This is a genomic window from Streptomyces scopuliridis, from assembly GCF_042790125.1.
Classification (GTDB): domain Bacteria; phylum Actinomycetota; class Actinomycetes; order Streptomycetales; family Streptomycetaceae; genus Streptomyces; species Streptomyces scopuliridis_A.
The window spans coordinates 530,902-547,115 of sequence record NZ_JBHTZS010000002.1 but is presented as its reverse complement, the minus strand read 5'-3'; the positions used below and the strand labels follow the sequence as shown (position 1 = coordinate 547,115).

General features: G+C 71.5%; 16 protein-coding genes. 7 read left to right on the top strand and 9 right to left on the bottom strand.

Going from position 1 to position 16,214, the window contains the following annotated elements; genetic code table 11:
• The first annotated feature begins 96 nt into the window (after positions 1-96).
• Positions 97-2,184, top strand: a complete 2,088-nt coding sequence (locus ACFRKB_RS04690) for a transglycosylase domain-containing protein (protein ID WP_383103249.1) — start codon at positions 97-99, stop codon at positions 2,182-2,184.
• On the opposite strand, the gene def is transcribed toward ACFRKB_RS04690, so the two are convergent.
• The 8 genes from def to ACFRKB_RS04650 all read right to left on the bottom strand — a co-directional run bounded on the left by def (position 2,160) and on the right by ACFRKB_RS04650 (position 10,004).
• Positions 2,160-2,816 (bottom strand): peptide deformylase, encoded by a 657-nt coding sequence (def, locus tag ACFRKB_RS04685; RefSeq protein ID WP_383103247.1) that lies wholly within the window; start codon positions 2,814-2,816, stop codon positions 2,160-2,162. The two genes, ACFRKB_RS04690 and def, sit on opposite strands and share 25 nt — an antisense overlap.
• Positions 2,817-2,982: 166 nt before the next feature.
• A complete protein-coding gene (locus tag ACFRKB_RS04680; RefSeq protein WP_365971434.1) occupies positions 2,983-3,987 on the bottom strand; it encodes a tetratricopeptide repeat protein in 1,005 nt (334 codons plus the stop codon).
• A gap of 93 nt (positions 3,988-4,080) precedes the next feature.
• The gene (locus tag ACFRKB_RS04675; protein ID WP_383103245.1) at positions 4,081-5,382 is read right to left on the bottom strand and encodes an HD-GYP domain-containing protein; all 1,302 of its coding nucleotides are present in this window, start codon (positions 5,380-5,382) and stop codon (positions 4,081-4,083) included.
• On the bottom strand, positions 5,379-6,986 hold the full coding sequence (locus ACFRKB_RS04670; protein ID WP_383103244.1) for an HD-GYP domain-containing protein: 1,608 nt from the start codon (positions 6,984-6,986) through the stop codon (positions 5,379-5,381). The genes ACFRKB_RS04675 and ACFRKB_RS04670 overlap by 4 nt, the downstream gene beginning before the upstream one ends.
• Positions 6,987-7,247: 261 nt before the next feature.
• Positions 7,248-7,568, bottom strand: a complete 321-nt coding sequence (rsrA, locus tag ACFRKB_RS04665; protein ID WP_383103242.1) for a mycothiol system anti-sigma-R factor — start codon at positions 7,566-7,568, stop codon at positions 7,248-7,250.
• On the bottom strand, positions 7,565-8,224 hold the full coding sequence (locus ACFRKB_RS04660; protein ID WP_193564036.1) for a sigma-70 family RNA polymerase sigma factor: 660 nt from the start codon (positions 8,222-8,224) through the stop codon (positions 7,565-7,567). The genes rsrA and ACFRKB_RS04660 overlap by 4 nt, the downstream gene beginning before the upstream one ends.
• 264 nt (positions 8,225-8,488) lie before the next feature.
• Positions 8,489-9,160, bottom strand: a complete 672-nt coding sequence (locus ACFRKB_RS04655; protein WP_383103240.1) for an alpha/beta hydrolase family protein — start codon at positions 9,158-9,160, stop codon at positions 8,489-8,491.
• A 28-nt stretch (positions 9,161-9,188) separates the two neighbouring features.
• Positions 9,189-10,004: an SOS response-associated peptidase gene (locus ACFRKB_RS04650; RefSeq protein WP_383103239.1), complete on the bottom strand. Its 816-nt coding sequence runs from the start codon at positions 10,002-10,004 to the stop codon at positions 9,189-9,191.
• Between the two features lie 315 nt (positions 10,005-10,319).
• On the opposite strand from ACFRKB_RS04650, the gene ACFRKB_RS04645 reads away from it, so the two are divergent.
• The 4 genes from ACFRKB_RS04645 to ACFRKB_RS04630 all read left to right on the top strand — a co-directional run bounded on the left by ACFRKB_RS04645 (position 10,320) and on the right by ACFRKB_RS04630 (position 13,978).
• On the top strand, positions 10,320-11,042 hold the full coding sequence (locus ACFRKB_RS04645; protein ID WP_383103238.1) for a M50 family metallopeptidase: 723 nt from the start codon (positions 10,320-10,322) through the stop codon (positions 11,040-11,042).
• A gap of 134 nt (positions 11,043-11,176) precedes the next feature.
• Positions 11,177-12,541: a 3-phosphoshikimate 1-carboxyvinyltransferase gene (gene aroA / locus ACFRKB_RS04640; protein ID WP_383103236.1), complete on the top strand. Its 1,365-nt coding sequence runs from the start codon at positions 11,177-11,179 to the stop codon at positions 12,539-12,541.
• 4 nt (positions 12,542-12,545) lie between these two features.
• Positions 12,546-13,556, top strand: coding sequence for a ribosome small subunit-dependent GTPase A (gene rsgA, locus ACFRKB_RS04635; protein WP_383103234.1), 1,011 nt, complete (start codon positions 12,546-12,548; stop codon positions 13,554-13,556).
• A gap of 98 nt (positions 13,557-13,654) precedes the next feature.
• Complete coding sequence (locus tag ACFRKB_RS04630; protein ID WP_383103232.1) at positions 13,655-13,978, top strand: DMT family transporter; 324 nt, start codon at positions 13,655-13,657, stop codon at positions 13,976-13,978.
• On the opposite strand, the gene ACFRKB_RS04625 is transcribed toward ACFRKB_RS04630, so the two are convergent.
• Positions 13,944-14,672, bottom strand: coding sequence for a TetR/AcrR family transcriptional regulator (locus ACFRKB_RS04625; protein ID WP_383103230.1), 729 nt, complete (start codon positions 14,670-14,672; stop codon positions 13,944-13,946). The genes ACFRKB_RS04630 and ACFRKB_RS04625 overlap by 35 nt on opposite strands.
• Positions 14,673-14,804: 132 nt before the next feature.
• Between ACFRKB_RS04625 and hisN the strand changes: the two genes are divergently transcribed.
• Both hisN and ACFRKB_RS04615 read left to right on the top strand, forming a co-directional pair.
• A complete protein-coding gene (gene hisN, locus ACFRKB_RS04620; RefSeq protein ID WP_365971190.1) occupies positions 14,805-15,605 on the top strand; it encodes a histidinol-phosphatase in 801 nt (266 codons plus the stop codon).
• A 177-nt stretch (positions 15,606-15,782) separates the two neighbouring features.
• Positions 15,783-16,187, top strand: a complete 405-nt coding sequence (locus tag ACFRKB_RS04615; RefSeq protein ID WP_383103228.1) for a CBS domain-containing protein — start codon at positions 15,783-15,785, stop codon at positions 16,185-16,187.
• The last annotated feature ends 27 nt before the right edge of the window (positions 16,188-16,214 follow it).

The following is a 16,214-nucleotide window of genomic DNA, read 5'->3' as shown; positions in this document are numbered from 1 at the left end:
CGAGCCGACGTGCTCTTCGCGATGCTCCGCGACGGCACCTTCTACGACCCACAGCCCGCCCCATCAGCTTGACGAAACCCATAGGGGCACCCCCCCATGAGGCTCCCCCGCATACGCCGCGCGAACCACACGGAAAACCCGGCCGCCGCAGACGCCGCCGCAGACGCCGCAGACGACGACGCCGCAGACGCCAACACCGCCGCGAACACCGCAGCCAACGCCGCCGCCGCCAACACCACCGCCCCGCCCGGCCCCCGCCGCCGACGGCGCATCGACATACCCCGAGCCGGCCGCCACGGCTGGCGGCGCTGGCTGCCCTCCTGGAAGCTCGTCTCCGGCCTGCTCCTGCTCTCCGCCGGCGCGCTCGCCGGCCTCTTCGTCGCCATCTATCTGAGCGTCGAGTTCCCGGACGAGCACGACTCCGCGCGCCGGCAGGCCACCGTCTACTACTGGGCGGACGGCAGCCGGATGGTGAGCGTCGGCGATATGAACCGGCAGGACGTCACCCTCGCGCAGGTGCCCATGTCCCTCCGGAACGCGGTCATCGCGGCGGAGAACGCGGACTTCTACAGCGACTCGGGCGTCTCGGCGACGGGCATCGCCCGCGCCGCCATGAACATCGTCAAGGGCGAGGAAACCCAGGGCGGTTCGACGATCACCCAGCAGTATGTGAAGAACACCTATCTGAGTCAGGACCAGACCGTCAGCCGCAAGGTCAAGGAGCTCTTCCTCTCCCTGAAGGTCAGCAACCGGAAGCCCAAGTCCGAGATCCTCCAGGGGTATCTGAACACCTCGTGGTTCGGCCGCGACTCGTACGGCGTGCAGGCCGCCTCGTACGCGTATTACGGCGTCCCCGCCAAGGATCTGAACCCCGGTCAGGGCGCGCTGCTCGCCACGCTCCTGAAGGGCGCGGACAGTTACGACCCCGCCCTCGGCCCCGCGAACCGCGAGCGAGCCGAGGACAGGTGGAGCTGGATCCTGGACCGTCAGGTCGAGACCGGCCTGATGAGCGCCGAGGAACGCGCGAAGTACACGTCGTTCCCCGAGCCGAAGCCGCCCGTCAAGCCGACCAGCCAGGCGGGACAGATCGGCTATCTCATCGACATCGCCAACAAGTACATCAAGAGCCGCACGGGTATCACGGACAAGGATCTCGCCGGTGGCGGCTACCGCGTCCACACCACCTTCGAGAAGGACAAGGTGCGCGCGCTGGCCAAGGCCGTCGAGAAGGTACGCGCGGAGCGTCTCGACCCGAAGAAGCGCGAGGCCGACCGGCATGTACAGGTCGGCGCGGCGTCCGTACGGCCCAAGGACGGCGCGATCGTCGCGGTGTACGGCGGCTCCGACGCCATCGAGCACTTCAGCAACAACGCGGACACCTCGGGCGTGCCCGCGGGCTCGGCGTTCAAGCCCTTCGTGTACGCCGCCGCCCTGGAGCACCTCAACGCCCGGGGGCAGCAGGCAGCAGGACGCGGGAAACCGGGACAGGCCGTACCCACGGCGACGGAGCCGATGCCGTTCATGGACCTCACCCAACCCCTGGTGGACTCGGACAACACCCCGTTCGTGCAGACCGGCAAGACGATCGGGCTGAAGACCGTCAGGAAGCTGGCGGTCGCGTCGGGGCTGCGCGAGGAGAGCATGGCGAAGCTGGAGCCGACGTTCTCGATCGGCACCTCGACGCCCAGCGCCGTCCGGCTGGCCAGCGCCTATACGACCTTCCTCAACAGCGGCCGGGCGACCGAGCCGTACTCGGTGACCAGGATGGTGCGCGACGGCGCCGCGGTCGACGGCTTCGAAAAGCCCGGGGCGCGGCGCGCGATGCAATCGAAGGTGGCCGCCGTGGTCGGCGAGGCGCTCCAGCAGGTGGGCTGGAGCGCCCTCGAACCGCCCAAGGACCGGAAGATCCACTACCCGGTCATGGCCGGCGGGACCGGTCCCAACGACCGTATGAAATCAGCCTGGTTCATCGGTACCACCAAGGAACTGAGCACGTCGGTCACGATGTTCCGTACGAAGCCGGACGTCCCGCACCTGCTTCCCATGAACGGCGTGGGCGGCGCCGACTCCGAGCGGGGCAGCGTCTTCCCGCCGCTGATCTGGTCGGAGTACCAGCGCACGGCCGTGCCCCCGCCGCCTGCCGCGGACGGGGCAGCGCCTCAGGGGTTGGGAACGGTCTCGTAGCGCGGGGTGTTCTCCGCCATCTGCCGGAGCGCGTCCTTGCGGTCGCGCTTCGACAGACGGTCGATGTACAGATACCCGTAGAGATGGTCCGTCTCGTGCTGGAGGCAGCGGGCGAAGTAGCCCGTGCCGCGCACCCGGACGGGCTTGCCCTGCGCGTCCTGACCGCGCACCACCGCGTAGTCGGGGCGCGCGAGCGACGCGTACGCCGTCGGTACGGAGAGGCAGCCCTCGCTGGAGTCGTCGAGATGGCGCTCGGCGGGCGGCAGCTCCTCCAGTACCGGGTTGCAGATGGCGCCGACGTGCCGTACGCCGTCGTCGTCCGGGCAGTCGTAGACGAAGACCTTCAGGTCGACACCGATCTGGTTGGCGGCCAGGCCCACGCCCTCGGCGGTGTGCTGGCTGGCGAACATGTCGTCGATCAGCGCGGCGAGCTCGTCACCGAACTCCGTGACGTCCCGGCACTCCTTGTGGAGCACCGGATTCCCGACGACGGTGATCGGGCGGGACGTGCCGCGCTCGCGGTGCGCCAGCTCGCGCGCCTCGGCGTCCTCCGTGTCCACGACGAACCCGTCCCCCGGCTCCGCCACCGAGGTCCCACTGTCGATCCGCTGGTCCGTCTCCTGCTGCGCCATGTCCGCAGTACGCCTTCCTCGGTACCCGATGCTGCCTGCACGATCCGTGCGATGTGCCCATACAGCCTAAGGGCAGCCCCCGGGGAGCGTGGTCAAAGTGCCATCAGGCCCGTTCGGCCCGGCAGGAGGCTCCGCTGCCGGCCCGGCAGGCCGCTCCGCGGGGCTCTCAGCAGACCTCTTCGAGATCGCGCCACTCGCGGGTGTCCGGGCTGTCGGCGACCCAGCCGTCCAGCAGGCCCCGTACCAGCGCCGCCGGGGCCGCGATCCCGCACTCGCGCTCGGGGGCCCACAGGTCACCGGCCGTGCGGTGGCCCAGAGGCCCCGGATGGCCCGGCTCGCTGTGGTCGTGCGGGTCGAGATGCTCGCCGTCGCCCTCGGCGCTGGGCATCGTGGACTCCGAGCAGGCCCGGCACAGCAGCCGTACGGACGACGACCAGTCCTCGGCGGCGAACCCGGCGTCGGCGGCCAGCCGCTCCAGGGCGTCCCTGTCCTCCTCGGTCGCCGCCTCCAGCAGCACCACCCAGGTGGGTACGGGCGAGGGCGCCCACAGCTCGATCTCGTCGAAGACGGGGTAGGCGCGGGTGGTGCCGTCGGGGCTCGACGCCGTCGTCCGTTCACCGTTCGGCACGCCGTCGTGCAGGACGACCTCGCCCCAGCGCCTGCCCGACGACGGCAGCGGGATCGAGAGCACTTCTATCCTGGCCGGGTCGAGCCTGCGGCCCCAGACGACCTCGGCCTCGCCCTCCGGCGAGAGCCTGACGGCCGCGCTGCCCAGCTCCATGCCCTCGGGCTCGCCGTTGGCCTCGACGGTGTGCGGATTGCCCGGCACCCGCAGGCCGTACGCCTGCCAGGCACGGCGGGCCAGCGGCCAGTCCTGGAGCGCGGTGGCGGCGATCCCGACGTTCCACCAGTCGGGCGCGCCGGTCTCCTTGTCCAGCAGGGCGACGGCGCGCAGCCCGGCGGCGCGCGCCTGCTCCCAGTCGTGCCGGAACTTGTGCAGCAGCGCCAGATTGAACCAGGACTCGGAGAGCCAGGGCTCCAGATCCGCCGCGCGCGTCAGCAGCGCCCCCGCGTCCTCGTACCGGCCGTCACCGATCAGCGTGAACGCGCGGTCGGTGGCCTGCCGCCACGAGGCGGAGGGCCGATGCCGTACCTTCCCGAAGATCCTCACGATTCCCGCCTGCCGGTCGTTCGGGTCAGTGCCCCCGGACACCACATCTTGCTCTTCTTCGCATCCAACCATGCTCGGTCGGACGCCCGCTCATTACCCATGGGTTACCCCATCGGACCGGGGTCCCGACCGCCCCCGGGAGAGCACGCGCGCCAGGGATTCCACCACCTCGGGCTGGTAGTCGTGCGCCGTCCCGAGCCGGAGCCGCTCCAGCGCACCGAGCGGTCCACTCGAAGTGCCACATTCCCCGGCCAGATCGTCGTACGCATTGACGGCGCGGACAATCCGGGCGGACATCGGCTGTTCCCGGTACGGGTCCGCCTGCCGCTCCACCACCACCGCGACGGCCGCGGGCACTCCGGTCTGCCGGACCACCGCTCCGCCGAGCAGGGCGATGCGCCGCTGTTCGGCGACCGGCAGCAGGGCGGTGGCACCGTCGGGCACCGGGTCGACGAGGGACAGCTGGCCGATGTCGTGCATCAGGGCGGCGTACTCCAGCACGGTCAGTTCGGGGCCGGAGAGCCCCAGTTCACGGCCGACGGCCAGGCTCAGTTCGGCGACCCTGCGGGCATGGCCCCGGGGGGTGTATCCGGCGATCTCGGTGGCGCGGGCGAGGGAGGCGATCGTCTGCCGGTACGTCGTGCGCACCGCGGCGTACCGCCGGAAGGACAGCTGGGTCAGCAGCAGCGGCACACAGAACACCGGCAGCGCCCACAGCCCGGCGACGGCGACCCCGAGCGCGATCACCGCTCCGGTGGCACAGACGGCGGAGCCGATGTGCAGCAGGGCCCGCAGCTCGTCGCGGAGCAGCGGCCCGAAGGGGTGGCGGCTGCGGGCGCGCAGGACGAGCGCGGCCAGTACGGCGTCGCAGAGCGCGGTGAGCGCGAGCAGCAGGAGGAGCAGTAGCGCGTAGCCGGGGCCGACGCCGAACCGTTCCCGCAGCTCCGCCGAGTCGTAGAGCGGCTGGAAGCAGAAGGCGGCGAAGCCGACGGTGAGAACGCGTCTCACCATGTGGTCGAGTGCGGGCCCGCGCCCCCGGACGACGTGCGGTACGGCCCCGGCGAGCCCGGCGGTGAGGACGACGGTGACGGTCTGGAGCACGCCGTGGCCGACCGGCTGTCCGGCGTTCTCGCCGAGCAGCGCGTACGCGAGGGCCCCGGCGGCGGCGACCGGCGCGGGCTCCCGCTCGCCGGGCAGCGCGCCCCAGCGTGCCAGCTCACCGACGGCGATGAGGACACCGAAGGCCAGCGCGATCCCGGGGTCGGCGAGGCCGTGCCAGAGCGTGGAGCCGAGCCCGGCGGCGGTCAGCAGCGCCGTCGCGCCGTACACCGCGACGACCGTACGGGAGACGGGACGGCGTCCGGCGGCCGGCGCCCGGACCGCGGCGGAGGTCATCTCCCGCCGCCCCGGCCGTACCGCTCGGACCACCCGCTCTGGCCGGTGCGCCCGCTCTGGCCGGTCGCGGCGGTGCGGGCGGCATGGGCCGCGTGGCCAACGCCGCTGGTCCGCGCAGGAGGGACGTTTCCGCGCCCGGTCGCGGCGGACAACGGGAGCGCCGCCGGGACGGGCGGCGGTGCGGCCGGACGGGCCGTCGGCGGTGGCGCCGACGACGACGCGGACGACGAGGGCGACGGGGGCGACGGGGCAGGGGTCGCGCTGGGCGAGGGGCCGGGCGGCGGGCCCGGTGGCACCGGCTCGTCCGCCGTGACCGCCGTCTGCCAGCCGTGCCGGTCCAGCGCCCGTGCCAGCGCCCGCACCATCCGCGGATCGAACTGCGTCCCCGCGCACCGCTCCAGCTCCGCCAGCGCGGTGGGCACCGGCCGCCCCCGCCGGTACGAACGGGTCGAGGTCATCGCGTCGAAGGCGTCGGCCACGGCCACCACCCGGGCGAACTCGGGGATGCACTGCCCGGCGAGCCCGTACGGATAGCCGGTGCCGTCGAGCCGTTCATGGTGGTGCAGGATCGCGGACCGCGCCTCGCCCAGGAATCCGATGCCGCGCACCATCTCGTGCCCGTACTCGGGATGCAGTTCGATCACCCGGCGCTCCTCGGGTGTCAGCGGGCCGTCCTTGCGCAGCACCCGGGTCGGGACGCCGAGTTTGCCGACGTCGTGCAGGATCCCGGCGAACCGGAGCACTTCGATCCGTTCCCGCTCCATGCCCAGCTCATGGGCGATCAGTACGGAGGCGTGCCCGACCCGCTCGCTGTGGCCGCGGGTGTACCGGTCCTTGATGTCGACGGCCTGCACGAGCGCCCTGATCGTGGCCTGGTGGGCGGCGCGCTCACGGTGATACTGCGCGAAGACCCAGCAGGAGATGTACATCGGCAGCAGGACGAAGAGCGCGGAGAGCGGCCCGAAGGGGCTGCGCCACAGGACGGCCATCATCAGCCCGGCCAGCCCGTGCGCGCCGAGCGGGGCGAGCGAGCGCGGCAGCAGCCCGCGCCAGGCGGTGCGCAGCGGCAGCCGCTCGGCGGTGACCAGGATGGCGCCGTCCAGCGCCGAGAGCACCAGGCAGAAGGCGAGGGCCGCGGCCGCGGTGGGCAGCAGTACGTACGGGAAGTCGGGCGTCGTCAGCCCGTATCCCCCGCCGCCGAGCGCGACGGGACCGCCGAAGAGCGTCTGGGCCCACGCCGCCGCCCAGGTGGCGACGGTGAGCTGCGCCGCGCGCCAGATCCGCCGCGCGCTCCTCGGACGCCGCTCGATCCGGCCGAGCAGCGCGCCCGGCACGGCGACCAGCGCGGCGGCGGCGGGCGGGAGCAGGAGGGCGGCGGCGAGCAGCACGGGGAAGAAGGATCCGGCGACGACCGGTGCGGAACCGCTCGCCGAGCGTCCCGGACAGCGGCAGCGGGCGGGCAGCTCGCAGAAGGCGTACAGCGCCGCCAGCAGCGAGACGACTCCCCAGGCGGTGTCGGGGCGCAGCGCGGGATGGACACAGAGGGCCGCGCAGAGCGCGATACCCAGAACGCAGACGCGCGCCGCCACCGGAATGGCCCTCACGGCGTATTCCCCCCTTCTCGGCCCGGCCCAAACAGAGGGTCAGGCTAGCGAGTTGGAGGGCGACCAACCGGTGTTTGCCGCCGATTAGCACCTTCGGGTGACAGCGGTGATATACGCGGACATACGGTGGGTACGCGCGCGAGAGTCATGCGCGGGGGCGCGCGGGTGGGGGCGCGCAGGCGAGGGCGCGCGAGCATGCGTAAGGGCGCACCGCGCCGCGCGCGATACGCCCTCTCTCCTCAACGCGTTCTGCCGGAGCGGCTACTCCTTGGCGACACCCGGGAGATCGGCTCCGGCCGCCGACACCTCGTGGTCGGGCACCGCCTGTCCCGACCTGATCAGATCGATCCGCCCCATGACCTTGGAGCGCAGATCGGCCGGTACGTCGTCCTGCCCGCAGCACCGTTTGACCAGCTTCTTCACGGCCTGCTCAAGGCCGTACTTCTCCAGGCACGGGGAGCACTCCTCGAAGTGCACCTCGAACTTGGTGCAGTCGCTGTCGGGCATCTCGTGGTCGAGGAACTCGTAGAGATGATCGAGGACCTCGGCGCAATCCGTCTCATGCGGCTCTCCGCAGCTCATGAGTCCGAACCTTTCCGATCGTCCAACGACTCTCCGACACCCGCCGGGACGAGCCCGCGGTCACGGGCGTAGTCCTCCAGCATGCCGCGCAGCTGGCGGCGGCCACGGTGCAGTCGTGACATGACCGTACCGATGGGGGTTCCCATGATGTCCGCGATCTCCTTGTACGCAAAGCCCTCTACGTCGGCGAGATACACGGCGATCCGGAACTCTTCGGGAATCGCCTGGAGCGCGGCCTTCACGTCGGAGTCCGGGAGATGGTCGAGCGCCTGCGACTCGGCGGAGCGCAGACCGGTCGACATGTGCGACTCCGCGCGCGCCAGCTGCCAGTCCTCGATCTCCTCGGCGGCACTGCGCTGGGGCTCGCGCTGCTTCTTGCGGTACGAGTTGATGAATGTGTTCGTGAGGATGCGGTACATCCACGCCTTGAGGTTGGTTCCCTCACGGAACTGGTGGAAGGAGCCGTACGCCTTGGCATAGGTCTCCTGCACCAGATCCTCGGCATCGGCCGGATTGCGCGTCATACGCAGGGCGGCCGAGTACATCTGGTCCAGGTAGCCCAGAGCATCCCTCTCGAAACGGGCATTGCGCTCGGCGGTGGTCTCTTCGATGTGGCCGTCGTCGGTCGCTCCGTCGGTCCCAGTGACCGGACCCACCTCCTCCAACGATGTGGCGGGGCCGAATGCGGACCCACTCGAATCGGAGAATAGTCGACCTTGATGCGACGGGGCCTGCCGGTCCGCCCCGCCGGCCGCCCGAACAGAAGCGGTCTTGGCCGCGGAAAGCACCGTCCACTCCAGGTCAGTGGCGTCTGAGCGGCGCGGGCAGATGGTCGAACCCATACGACGGACTCCCTCTCGTGCTCTGTCTACCGATGTTCCTGACAACAGCGACTTCACGCCGGACATTCCCCAGAGGTTTCACCGGGTCCCGTCCGGTACGGCGAGCCAGGCGGCCACGCCCTCGGTGATGATCCGGAGGGCCTCGTCCTGCGAGAGGGGCGCCCTCTTGGGCACGGCGAATCCGTGGTCTCCGTACGGCACCTCCAGGAGTTCGTACCCGCCCTCCGGCGGTCCGGGGTACTCGGCGGGCTTCCCGAAGGGGTCGTTCCCGCCCTGTACGACCAGGGTGGGCACGCCCGACTCCAGCAGTTCGGCGGCGCGGGACCTCTCGGGCCTGCCCGGCGGATGCAGCGGGAAGCTCAGGGCCAGTACGGCGTGCGCCCCCAGCTCGCGCGCCGTACGGCAGGCCACGCGCGCGCCGGCGCTGCGCCCGCCCGCGACGACCGGCACGCCCGGCTTCTCCAGCGCGGGCCAGAGCGCGCGCCAGCCGGTGTCGAGGGTCTTGGGCGCGGGCGCCATCTTCTTGCCGGCCACCCGCCAGGGCTGCTCCACCAGTGCGACGGTGACCCCGAGCGGGGGCAGCGCGACGGCCAGGGCCCGCAGGTCACGCGCCTCGATCCCGCCGCCGGCGCCATGGCCGAGGGCGAGGACACGGCGGGGCCGCTTCGCGGCATGCCAGGTGATCCTGGCGTCCCCGGCGGGGGTTTCGACGGTCTGCTGGTCCGGCTCCGCTGTCGTGTCGCTCGTCACACAGCCATCGTTCCATCAGAAGGCTCCGTCAGAAGAGCGTGCTCTCCTCCGGTGCCGGCAGCTCCTCCAGCAGCTCGGGACCGTTGTTACGGACATTGCTGACGGCCGTCGTGACCGGATACGCCCGCATCAGCCCGGCCGGCGGCGGGGCGAGCAGCGCCCGCAGCTCCTCCGGGTCCGTACGGGCCGGGTCCAGCCAGGCGTCCCAGCGGTCCGGCGTCAGCATCAGCGGCATGCGCGGATGGATCTCCGCCAGCGAGCCGGGGCCCTCGGCCGGGGCCACCGCCAGCGGGGTCGTCTCCGCCTCGGTGGTGATCACCGAGCAGGTGACCCACCAGGCCGACGGATGGTCGTCGGGCAGCGTGCGGTCCCGCCAGAACTCGTACAGTCCGGCCATCGCGAAGACCGAGCCGTCGGCCGGGGTGACGAAGTACGGCTGCTTGCGGGGCCGCTTCTTCTTGCCCTGCTCCTCCAGCTGCCGCTCGTCGGATCCGGTGACCCACTCGTAGTAGCCGTCGGCCGGGAGGATGCAGCGCCGTGAGACGAAGGGCCGCCGGAACGACGGCTTCTCGTGCACGGTCTCGGCGCGCGCGTTGATCATCCGCGCGCCGCCCTCGGGCGTCTTGGCCCAGGACGGTACGAGCCCCCACTTGAGTTTCCGCAGCTGACGGACCGGACCGGGGTCCGCCGTCTCCTTCACGGGGCGCTCCAGAACGGCGTAGACCTCTTTGGTCGGGGCCACGTTCCAGTCGGGGGCGAGGGTCTCCTCGGGCTCCCACTTCTCGATGCCGAAGACTCCCTGAAGGTCCTCGGGCCGACGGCTCGCCGCGTACCTGCCGCACATCCTCAACCACCCCTATACGAGTAAGTCCCAAGTCCCGTCTGCCCGGGACGGACGACGCTACTTCGGACTTACTCGTCTATGGCCTGCGATGGCGCCAGGCTACGCCGAACAGGCGGGGCGGCGCAGGCGCCTCCGACGACCCTGCCGCCCGCGCCCCCCGTCGACGATCCGCGGGCCGCCGACCGCGCCGGTTCACAGGTTTCCGGCGGAACCGGCGCGAGGCGCGGCGGCGTTTTCCTACGTATGGCACGTCGGTGCCACACTGCCAGCCACGACACCGCCACGACGCCACCCAGCTGAGGAGCCGCCCGAGCAATGGCCAGCATCGACTCCGCCTCCATCGGCGATCTGTGGGATCGCGTCTTCGGTACCCAGCCCGCCCCCGGCGACTGGCTGGTGGTCGTGACGGCGGTCGTCGCGCTCGCCACCGTCGTACCGCGTCCGCTCTGGCGGCTGTCCCGTAACGCGATAACCATCGCGCACGAGGGCGGCCACGGGCTGATAGCCCTGGTCACCGGACGCCGGCTCGACGGCATCCGGCTGCACTCGGACACCTCGGGCCTGACCGTCAGCCGGGGCAGGCCGACCGGCCCCGGCATGATCCTCACCGCCGCCGCGGGCTACACCGCCCCGCCGCTGCTCGGGCTCGGCGGCGCCTGGCTGCTCGCCGCGCACCACATCACCCTGCTGCTGTGGCTGGCGACGGCCCTGCTGCTCGCGATGCTGGTGATGATCCGCAACGCGTACGGCGCGCTCACGGTGATCGTCACCGGGGCGGCCTTCCTGCTCATCTCCGGGCTGACCGGTCCGGACGTCCAGTCGGCGTTCGCGTACACCGCCGTCTGGTTTCTGCTTCTCGGGGGCGTACGGCCCGCCTTCGAGCTCCAGTCGAAGCGCCGGTACGGCGGCGCCGGGGACTCCGACGCGGACCAGCTGGGCCGGCTGACGCACGCGCCGCCCGCGATGTGGCTGTTCCTCTTCCACGCCGTCTCGCTCTGCTCCCTGGCCGGCGGCGGGCGCTGGCTGCTGGGCCTGTGACACCGACAATCCGGCCGGACGGGACCTCATTCGGCCGCTCATCCGCCAGCCCTCTTATCACCCTCGGATTACGCCCTGGTTTCTCCGTATTTGATCAGGATCGAGGTCTCTCAAGAACCACTAAAGTATTGGCCATGACCGAAAGCTCCGTGCAGCCCGCCCTCTGGCCCGCCCCCTACGCAAACGGGGCCGTCGAAGCGACGGTCACCGTGCCCGGATCGAAATCGGTCACCAACCGAGGTCTGGTCCTCGCCGCGCTGGCCGCCGAGCCCGGCTGGCTGCGCCGCCCGCTGCGCTCCCGCGACACCCTCCTGATGGCCGACGCGCTGCGGGCCATGGGCGTCGGCATCGAGGAGACCGTCTCCTCGTCCAGCTCCGCCGCCGCTGCCGTACCGGGCCCGAGCGGCGAGGCATGGCGGGTGATCCCCTCGGGGCTGCACGGCCCGGCCACCGTCGATGTCGGCAACGCCGGTACGGTCATGCGCTTCCTGCCGCCCGTCGCGACGCTCGCCGACGGCGCCGTCCGCTTCGACGGCGACCCCCGTTCCTATCAGCGTCCGCTGCACAGCGTCATCAACGCCCTGCGCGCGCTGGGCGCCCGTATCGACGACGACGGACGCGGCTCGCTCCCGCTGACCGTGCACGGCGGCGGCGCCCTGGAGGGCGGCGCGGTGGAGATCGACGCCTCCGCGTCCTCCCAGTTCGTCTCGGCCCTGCTGCTCTCGGGAGCGCGCTTCAACCAGGGCGTGGAGGTACGGCACGTGGGCTCCGTACTGCCCTCGCTGCCGCACATCAGGATGACGGTCGACATGCTGCGCGCGGCCGGCGCCCAGGTCGACGAGCCCGAGACCGGTGGTGAGCCGAATGTCTGGCGGGTCTCGGCGGGCGCGCTGCTCGGCCGCGATCTGACCGTGGAGCCCGATCTCTCCAACGCCCAGCCGTTCCTCGCCGCCGCTCTGGTCACGGGCGGCCGGGTCACCGTCCCCGACTGGCCCGCGCGAACCACTCAGCCGGGTGACGCGCTGCGCGAGATCTTCACCGCTATGGGCGGTTCGTGCGAGTTCGCCGAGACGGCCGAGGGCACCAGCCTGACCTTCACGGGCACCGGCCGGATCCATGGCGTCGATCTCGATCTGAGCGAGGTCGGGGAGCTGACCCCCGGCATCGCGGCCGTCGCCGCGCTCGCCGACTCGCCCTCCACCCTGCGGGGCGTGGCCCATCTGCGGCTCCACGAGACGGACCGGCTGGCCGCGCTCACCAAGGAGATCAACGAGCTGGGCGGCGATGTCACCGAGACCGCGGACGGGCTGCACATCCGCCCGCGCCCGCTGCACGGCGGGGTGTTCCACACCTACGACGACCACCGCATGGCCACGGCCGGTTCGATCATCGGTCTCGCCGTCGAGGGCGTGGAGATCGAGAACGTCGGCACGACCGCCAAGACGCTGCCGGACTTCCCGCGGATGTGGACGGACATGCTCGCGGGAGCGGGAGCCTGACGCGATGCGCCGCTACGGCAAGAACCCCGACGAGGACGACATCCGCCAGCGCCCCAACCCCAAGGGCAACCGGCCGCGTACGAATATCCGGCCCAAGCACGAGGACGCGTCGGAGGGCATGGTCCTGACCGTCGACCGGGGCCGGCTGACCTGTCTCGTCGAGGACCGTGTCGTCCTGGCGATGAAGGCGCGCGAACTGGGCCGCAAGGCGGCCGTGGTGGGTGACCAGGTCTTCCTGGTGGGCGATCTGTCGGGCAAGAAGGACACGCTGGCGCGCATCGTACGGATCGAGAAGCGCCGCTCGGTGCTGCGGCGTACGGCGGACGACGACGATCCGTACGAGCGCGTGGTCGTCGCCAACGCCGACCAGCTGGCCGTGGTCACCGCCCTCGCCGACCCGGAGCCGCGCCCCCGGCTGATCGACCGCTGTCTCGTCGCGGCGTACGACGGCGGGCTCGAACCGCTGCTCGTGCTGACGAAGTCCGATCTGGCCTCACCGGACGAACTCCTGGAGACCTACCGCGCGCTGGGCATCCGCTATGTCGTCACGCGCCGCGACGAACTGGCGAGCGGCCACGCGGCGGACCTCGTACGCGAACATCTCGACGGCCGGGTCACCGCCTTCGTGGGCCACTCGGGCGTCGGCAAGACGACACTGGTCAACGCGCTGGTGCCGGACGACCGCCGGCGGATCACCGGAGACGTCAACGCGGTCACCGGACGCGGCCGGCACACCACCACCTCGGCACTGGCGCTGCCGCTGGCGAAGGCGGACGGCTGGGTGATCGACACCCCCGGGATCCGGTCCTTCGGACTCCACCATGTCGATCCGTCCCGGGTCATCCTCGCCTTCCCCGATCTGGTGCCGGGGACGGAGGGCTGCCCGCGCGCGTGCAGCCATGACGAACCGGACTGCGCGCTGGACGCGTGGGTGGCCGAGGGCCACGCCGATCCGGCCCGGCTCTACTCGCTGCGCCGGCTTCTCGCCACGCGGGAGCGGCGCGAAGGCGACTGACTCGTACACGTTTGCCGCCCGCCCGTGCCGGTAAGGGGCATAATCACACCAGAAATCGGACGGTACCGAGCAGTCACCGACGCGGGGAGGCCCTTTCAATGGCGTGGCTGCTGGTTGTGGTCGCCGGGATTCTGGAGACCGGCTTTGCCGTCTGTCTGAAGCTCTCCCACGGATTCACCAGGCTGTGGCCGACGGTCGCGTTCGCGGCCTTCGCGCTCGGCAGCTTCGGTCTGCTGACGCTTGCGCTGAAGAAGCTCGACGTGGGTCCCGCGTACGCGGTGTGGACGGGCATCGGCGCGGCGGGCACCGCGATCTACGGGATGGTCTTCCTCGGCGATCTCGTGTCCGTACTGAAGCTTGTCTCGATCTCGCTGGTGATCGTCGGGGTCATCGGGCTCCAGCTCTCGGGCTCGGCGCACTGAGCGGAGCGCGCAGGGGCGCGCGGAGCGGTGCGGTGACGGCCGTACGGACCAGCGGCCCCACGGACTCGGCGCCGGGCGCGATGAGATGGGCGAGCGCGAGCCGGACGGCCAGCTCACAGCGGTAGAGCAACTCGTCGCGATCACGGTCGCGTTGACCGCGGTCGGGCCGGCCGGGATCGGGCCGGCCGGGATCGCGTGGACCGTGATCGCGTTGGCTCTGATCGCGCGGGTCCTGGCGCAGCGCCGCCGCCGATCTGTCCCGTACGAGCGCCACCAGATCCGCGGTCCCCGGCGGCCCGGCGTCCGCGCGGCGCTGCGCCGGGACGGCGGACGTGGCGGTGGCCGCGCGCGCGGGCGGCGGCGCCGGGAGCCATTCCCCCCAGCAGCCGGTGAGCAGCGCGCGCAGCAGCGGTCTGGCCCGTGCCTCGCCGACGGTCCACTCGGCGACGGCCACCAGCCGGTCAGCGGCGTCGGCGCGCTCGCCCAACAGCCGCTCCACGCCGTGCAGATAGCGATCGGCCTCACGCCGCATCAGCGCACGCGCCAGACCGTCCTTGCTGCCGAACTCGTTGTAGAGGGTCTGCCGGGAAACCCCGGCGCCCGACGCCACATCGACCATTCTGATCGCGGACCAGGGCAGCTCGGCGAGCGCCGCGAGAGCGGAGCGGAGCAGGGCTTCACGCGCTGTAGGCATCGTCGCCTCCGGGGCCGTGCGGCTCTGTGCACAGAGTTGACGGGCTGTCGCTCACTGTCAAGGTTTCGCGGCGCCTTCTCGCCGACCGGACCCCGTGGCCCGGCATCGCGCACGATGGATACTGTGACGACCATGCCCGACTACCACGATGACCTGCGTCTCGCCCATGTCCTCGCGGACGCCGCCGACGCCGCGACGATGGACCGGTTCAAGGCCCTCGACCTCAAGGTCGAGACCAAACCGGACATGACTCCGGTGAGTGAGGCCGACAAGGCGGCCGAGGAGCTGATCCGTGGCAATCTCCAGCGGGCGAGGCCGCGTGACGCGATCCTGGGCGAGGAGTACGGCGTCGAGGGCACGGGCCCGCGCCGCTGGGTCATCGACCCCATCGACGGCACCAAGAACTATGTCCGCGGGGTGCCCGTCTGGGCCACGCTGATCTCCCTGATGGTGGCCGCCGAGGGCGGCTACGAACCGGTCGTCGGCGTGGTGTCCGCGCCCGCGCTGGGCCGGCGCTGGTGGGCGGCGAAGGGCGGCGGCGCCTATACGGGCCGGAGCCTCTCCTCCGCGACGCGGCTGCGGGTCTCGGACGTCTCCCGCGTCCAGGACGCGTCGTTCGCGTACTCCTCACTGACCGGCTGGGAGGAACAGGGCCGGCTGGACGGCTTCCTGGACCTGACCCGGGCGTGCTGGCGCACCCGCGGCTATGGCGACTTCTGGCCGTACATGATGGTCGCCGAGGGCTCGGTCGACATCTGCGCGGAGCCCGAGCTGTCCCTCTGGGACATGGCGGCGACGGCGATCGTCGTCCAGGAGGCGGGCGGCAGCTTCACCGGCCTCGACGGCCGCCCGGGCCCCCACAGCGGCAACGCGGCGGCGTCGAACGGAATCCTCCACGAGGAGCTTCTGGGCTACCTCAACCAGCGCTATTGATTTTTTCGCGCGCCCCGGCGTCCGCGTCGGGCGCCCCCTTGTTCGCTCCGCGCAACAGTGTCACTCTAAGAGTTCCCCCACTTGTGAACTTGTGAATCGTTTCTCCAAGGGTCTTCCCGTTCCGCTCGGCCCTCAAGAGACCCCGGAAACCGGTTCACCGAGGAGGTGACTCCATCCATGCTCGTCCGTGACGCCATGAGTTCGGTGGTCCTGACCATCGGCCCCACGCACACGCTCCGCCAGGCGGCCCGGCTGATGTCGGCCCGCCGCGTCGGCGCCGCCGTCGTCCTCGATCCCGACCACTGCGGCATCGGAATCCTCACCGAGCGCGACATCCTCAACTCGCTCGGTGCCGACGAGAGCCCCGATTCCGAGACCGCCTGCACCCACACCACGACGTCCGTCGTCTTCGCCTCGCCCGCCTGGACGCTGGAGGAAGCCGCGGCGGCCATGTCCAGCGGCGGGTTCCGCCATCTGATCGTGCTCGATGAACACGAACCGGTCGGCATCGTGTCCGTACGCGACATCATCCGCTGCTGGGCCCCGGCCCGGCGGGAGGCGGCGGTACTGGCCGGGGCCTGAGGCCGGACACGTCCCGGGCCCCGGGAC

Coding starts and splice junctions, on each gene's coding strand:
- ACFRKB_RS04690 (WP_383103249.1), top strand. CDS start 97: ATGAGGCTCCCCCGCATACGCCGCGCGAACCACACGGAAAACCCGGCC.
- def (WP_383103247.1), bottom strand. CDS start 2,816: ATGGCGCAGCAGGAGACGGACCAGCGGATCGACAGTGGGACCTCGGTG.
- ACFRKB_RS04675 (WP_383103245.1), bottom strand. CDS start 5,382: ATGACCTCCGCCGCGGTCCGGGCGCCGGCCGCCGGACGCCGTCCCGTC.
- rsrA (WP_383103242.1), bottom strand. CDS start 7,568: ATGAGCTGCGGAGAGCCGCATGAGACGGATTGCGCCGAGGTCCTCGAT.
- ACFRKB_RS04650 (WP_383103239.1), bottom strand. CDS start 10,004: ATGTGCGGCAGGTACGCGGCGAGCCGTCGGCCCGAGGACCTTCAGGGA.
- ACFRKB_RS04645 (WP_383103238.1), top strand. CDS start 10,320: ATGGCCAGCATCGACTCCGCCTCCATCGGCGATCTGTGGGATCGCGTC.
- aroA (WP_383103236.1), top strand. CDS start 11,177: ATGACCGAAAGCTCCGTGCAGCCCGCCCTCTGGCCCGCCCCCTACGCA.
- rsgA (WP_383103234.1), top strand. CDS start 12,546: ATGCGCCGCTACGGCAAGAACCCCGACGAGGACGACATCCGCCAGCGC.
- ACFRKB_RS04630 (WP_383103232.1), top strand. CDS start 13,655: ATGGCGTGGCTGCTGGTTGTGGTCGCCGGGATTCTGGAGACCGGCTTT.
- ACFRKB_RS04625 (WP_383103230.1), bottom strand. CDS start 14,672: ATGCCTACAGCGCGTGAAGCCCTGCTCCGCTCCGCTCTCGCGGCGCTC.
- hisN (WP_365971190.1), top strand. CDS start 14,805: ATGCCCGACTACCACGATGACCTGCGTCTCGCCCATGTCCTCGCGGAC.
- ACFRKB_RS04615 (WP_383103228.1), top strand. CDS start 15,783: ATGCTCGTCCGTGACGCCATGAGTTCGGTGGTCCTGACCATCGGCCCC.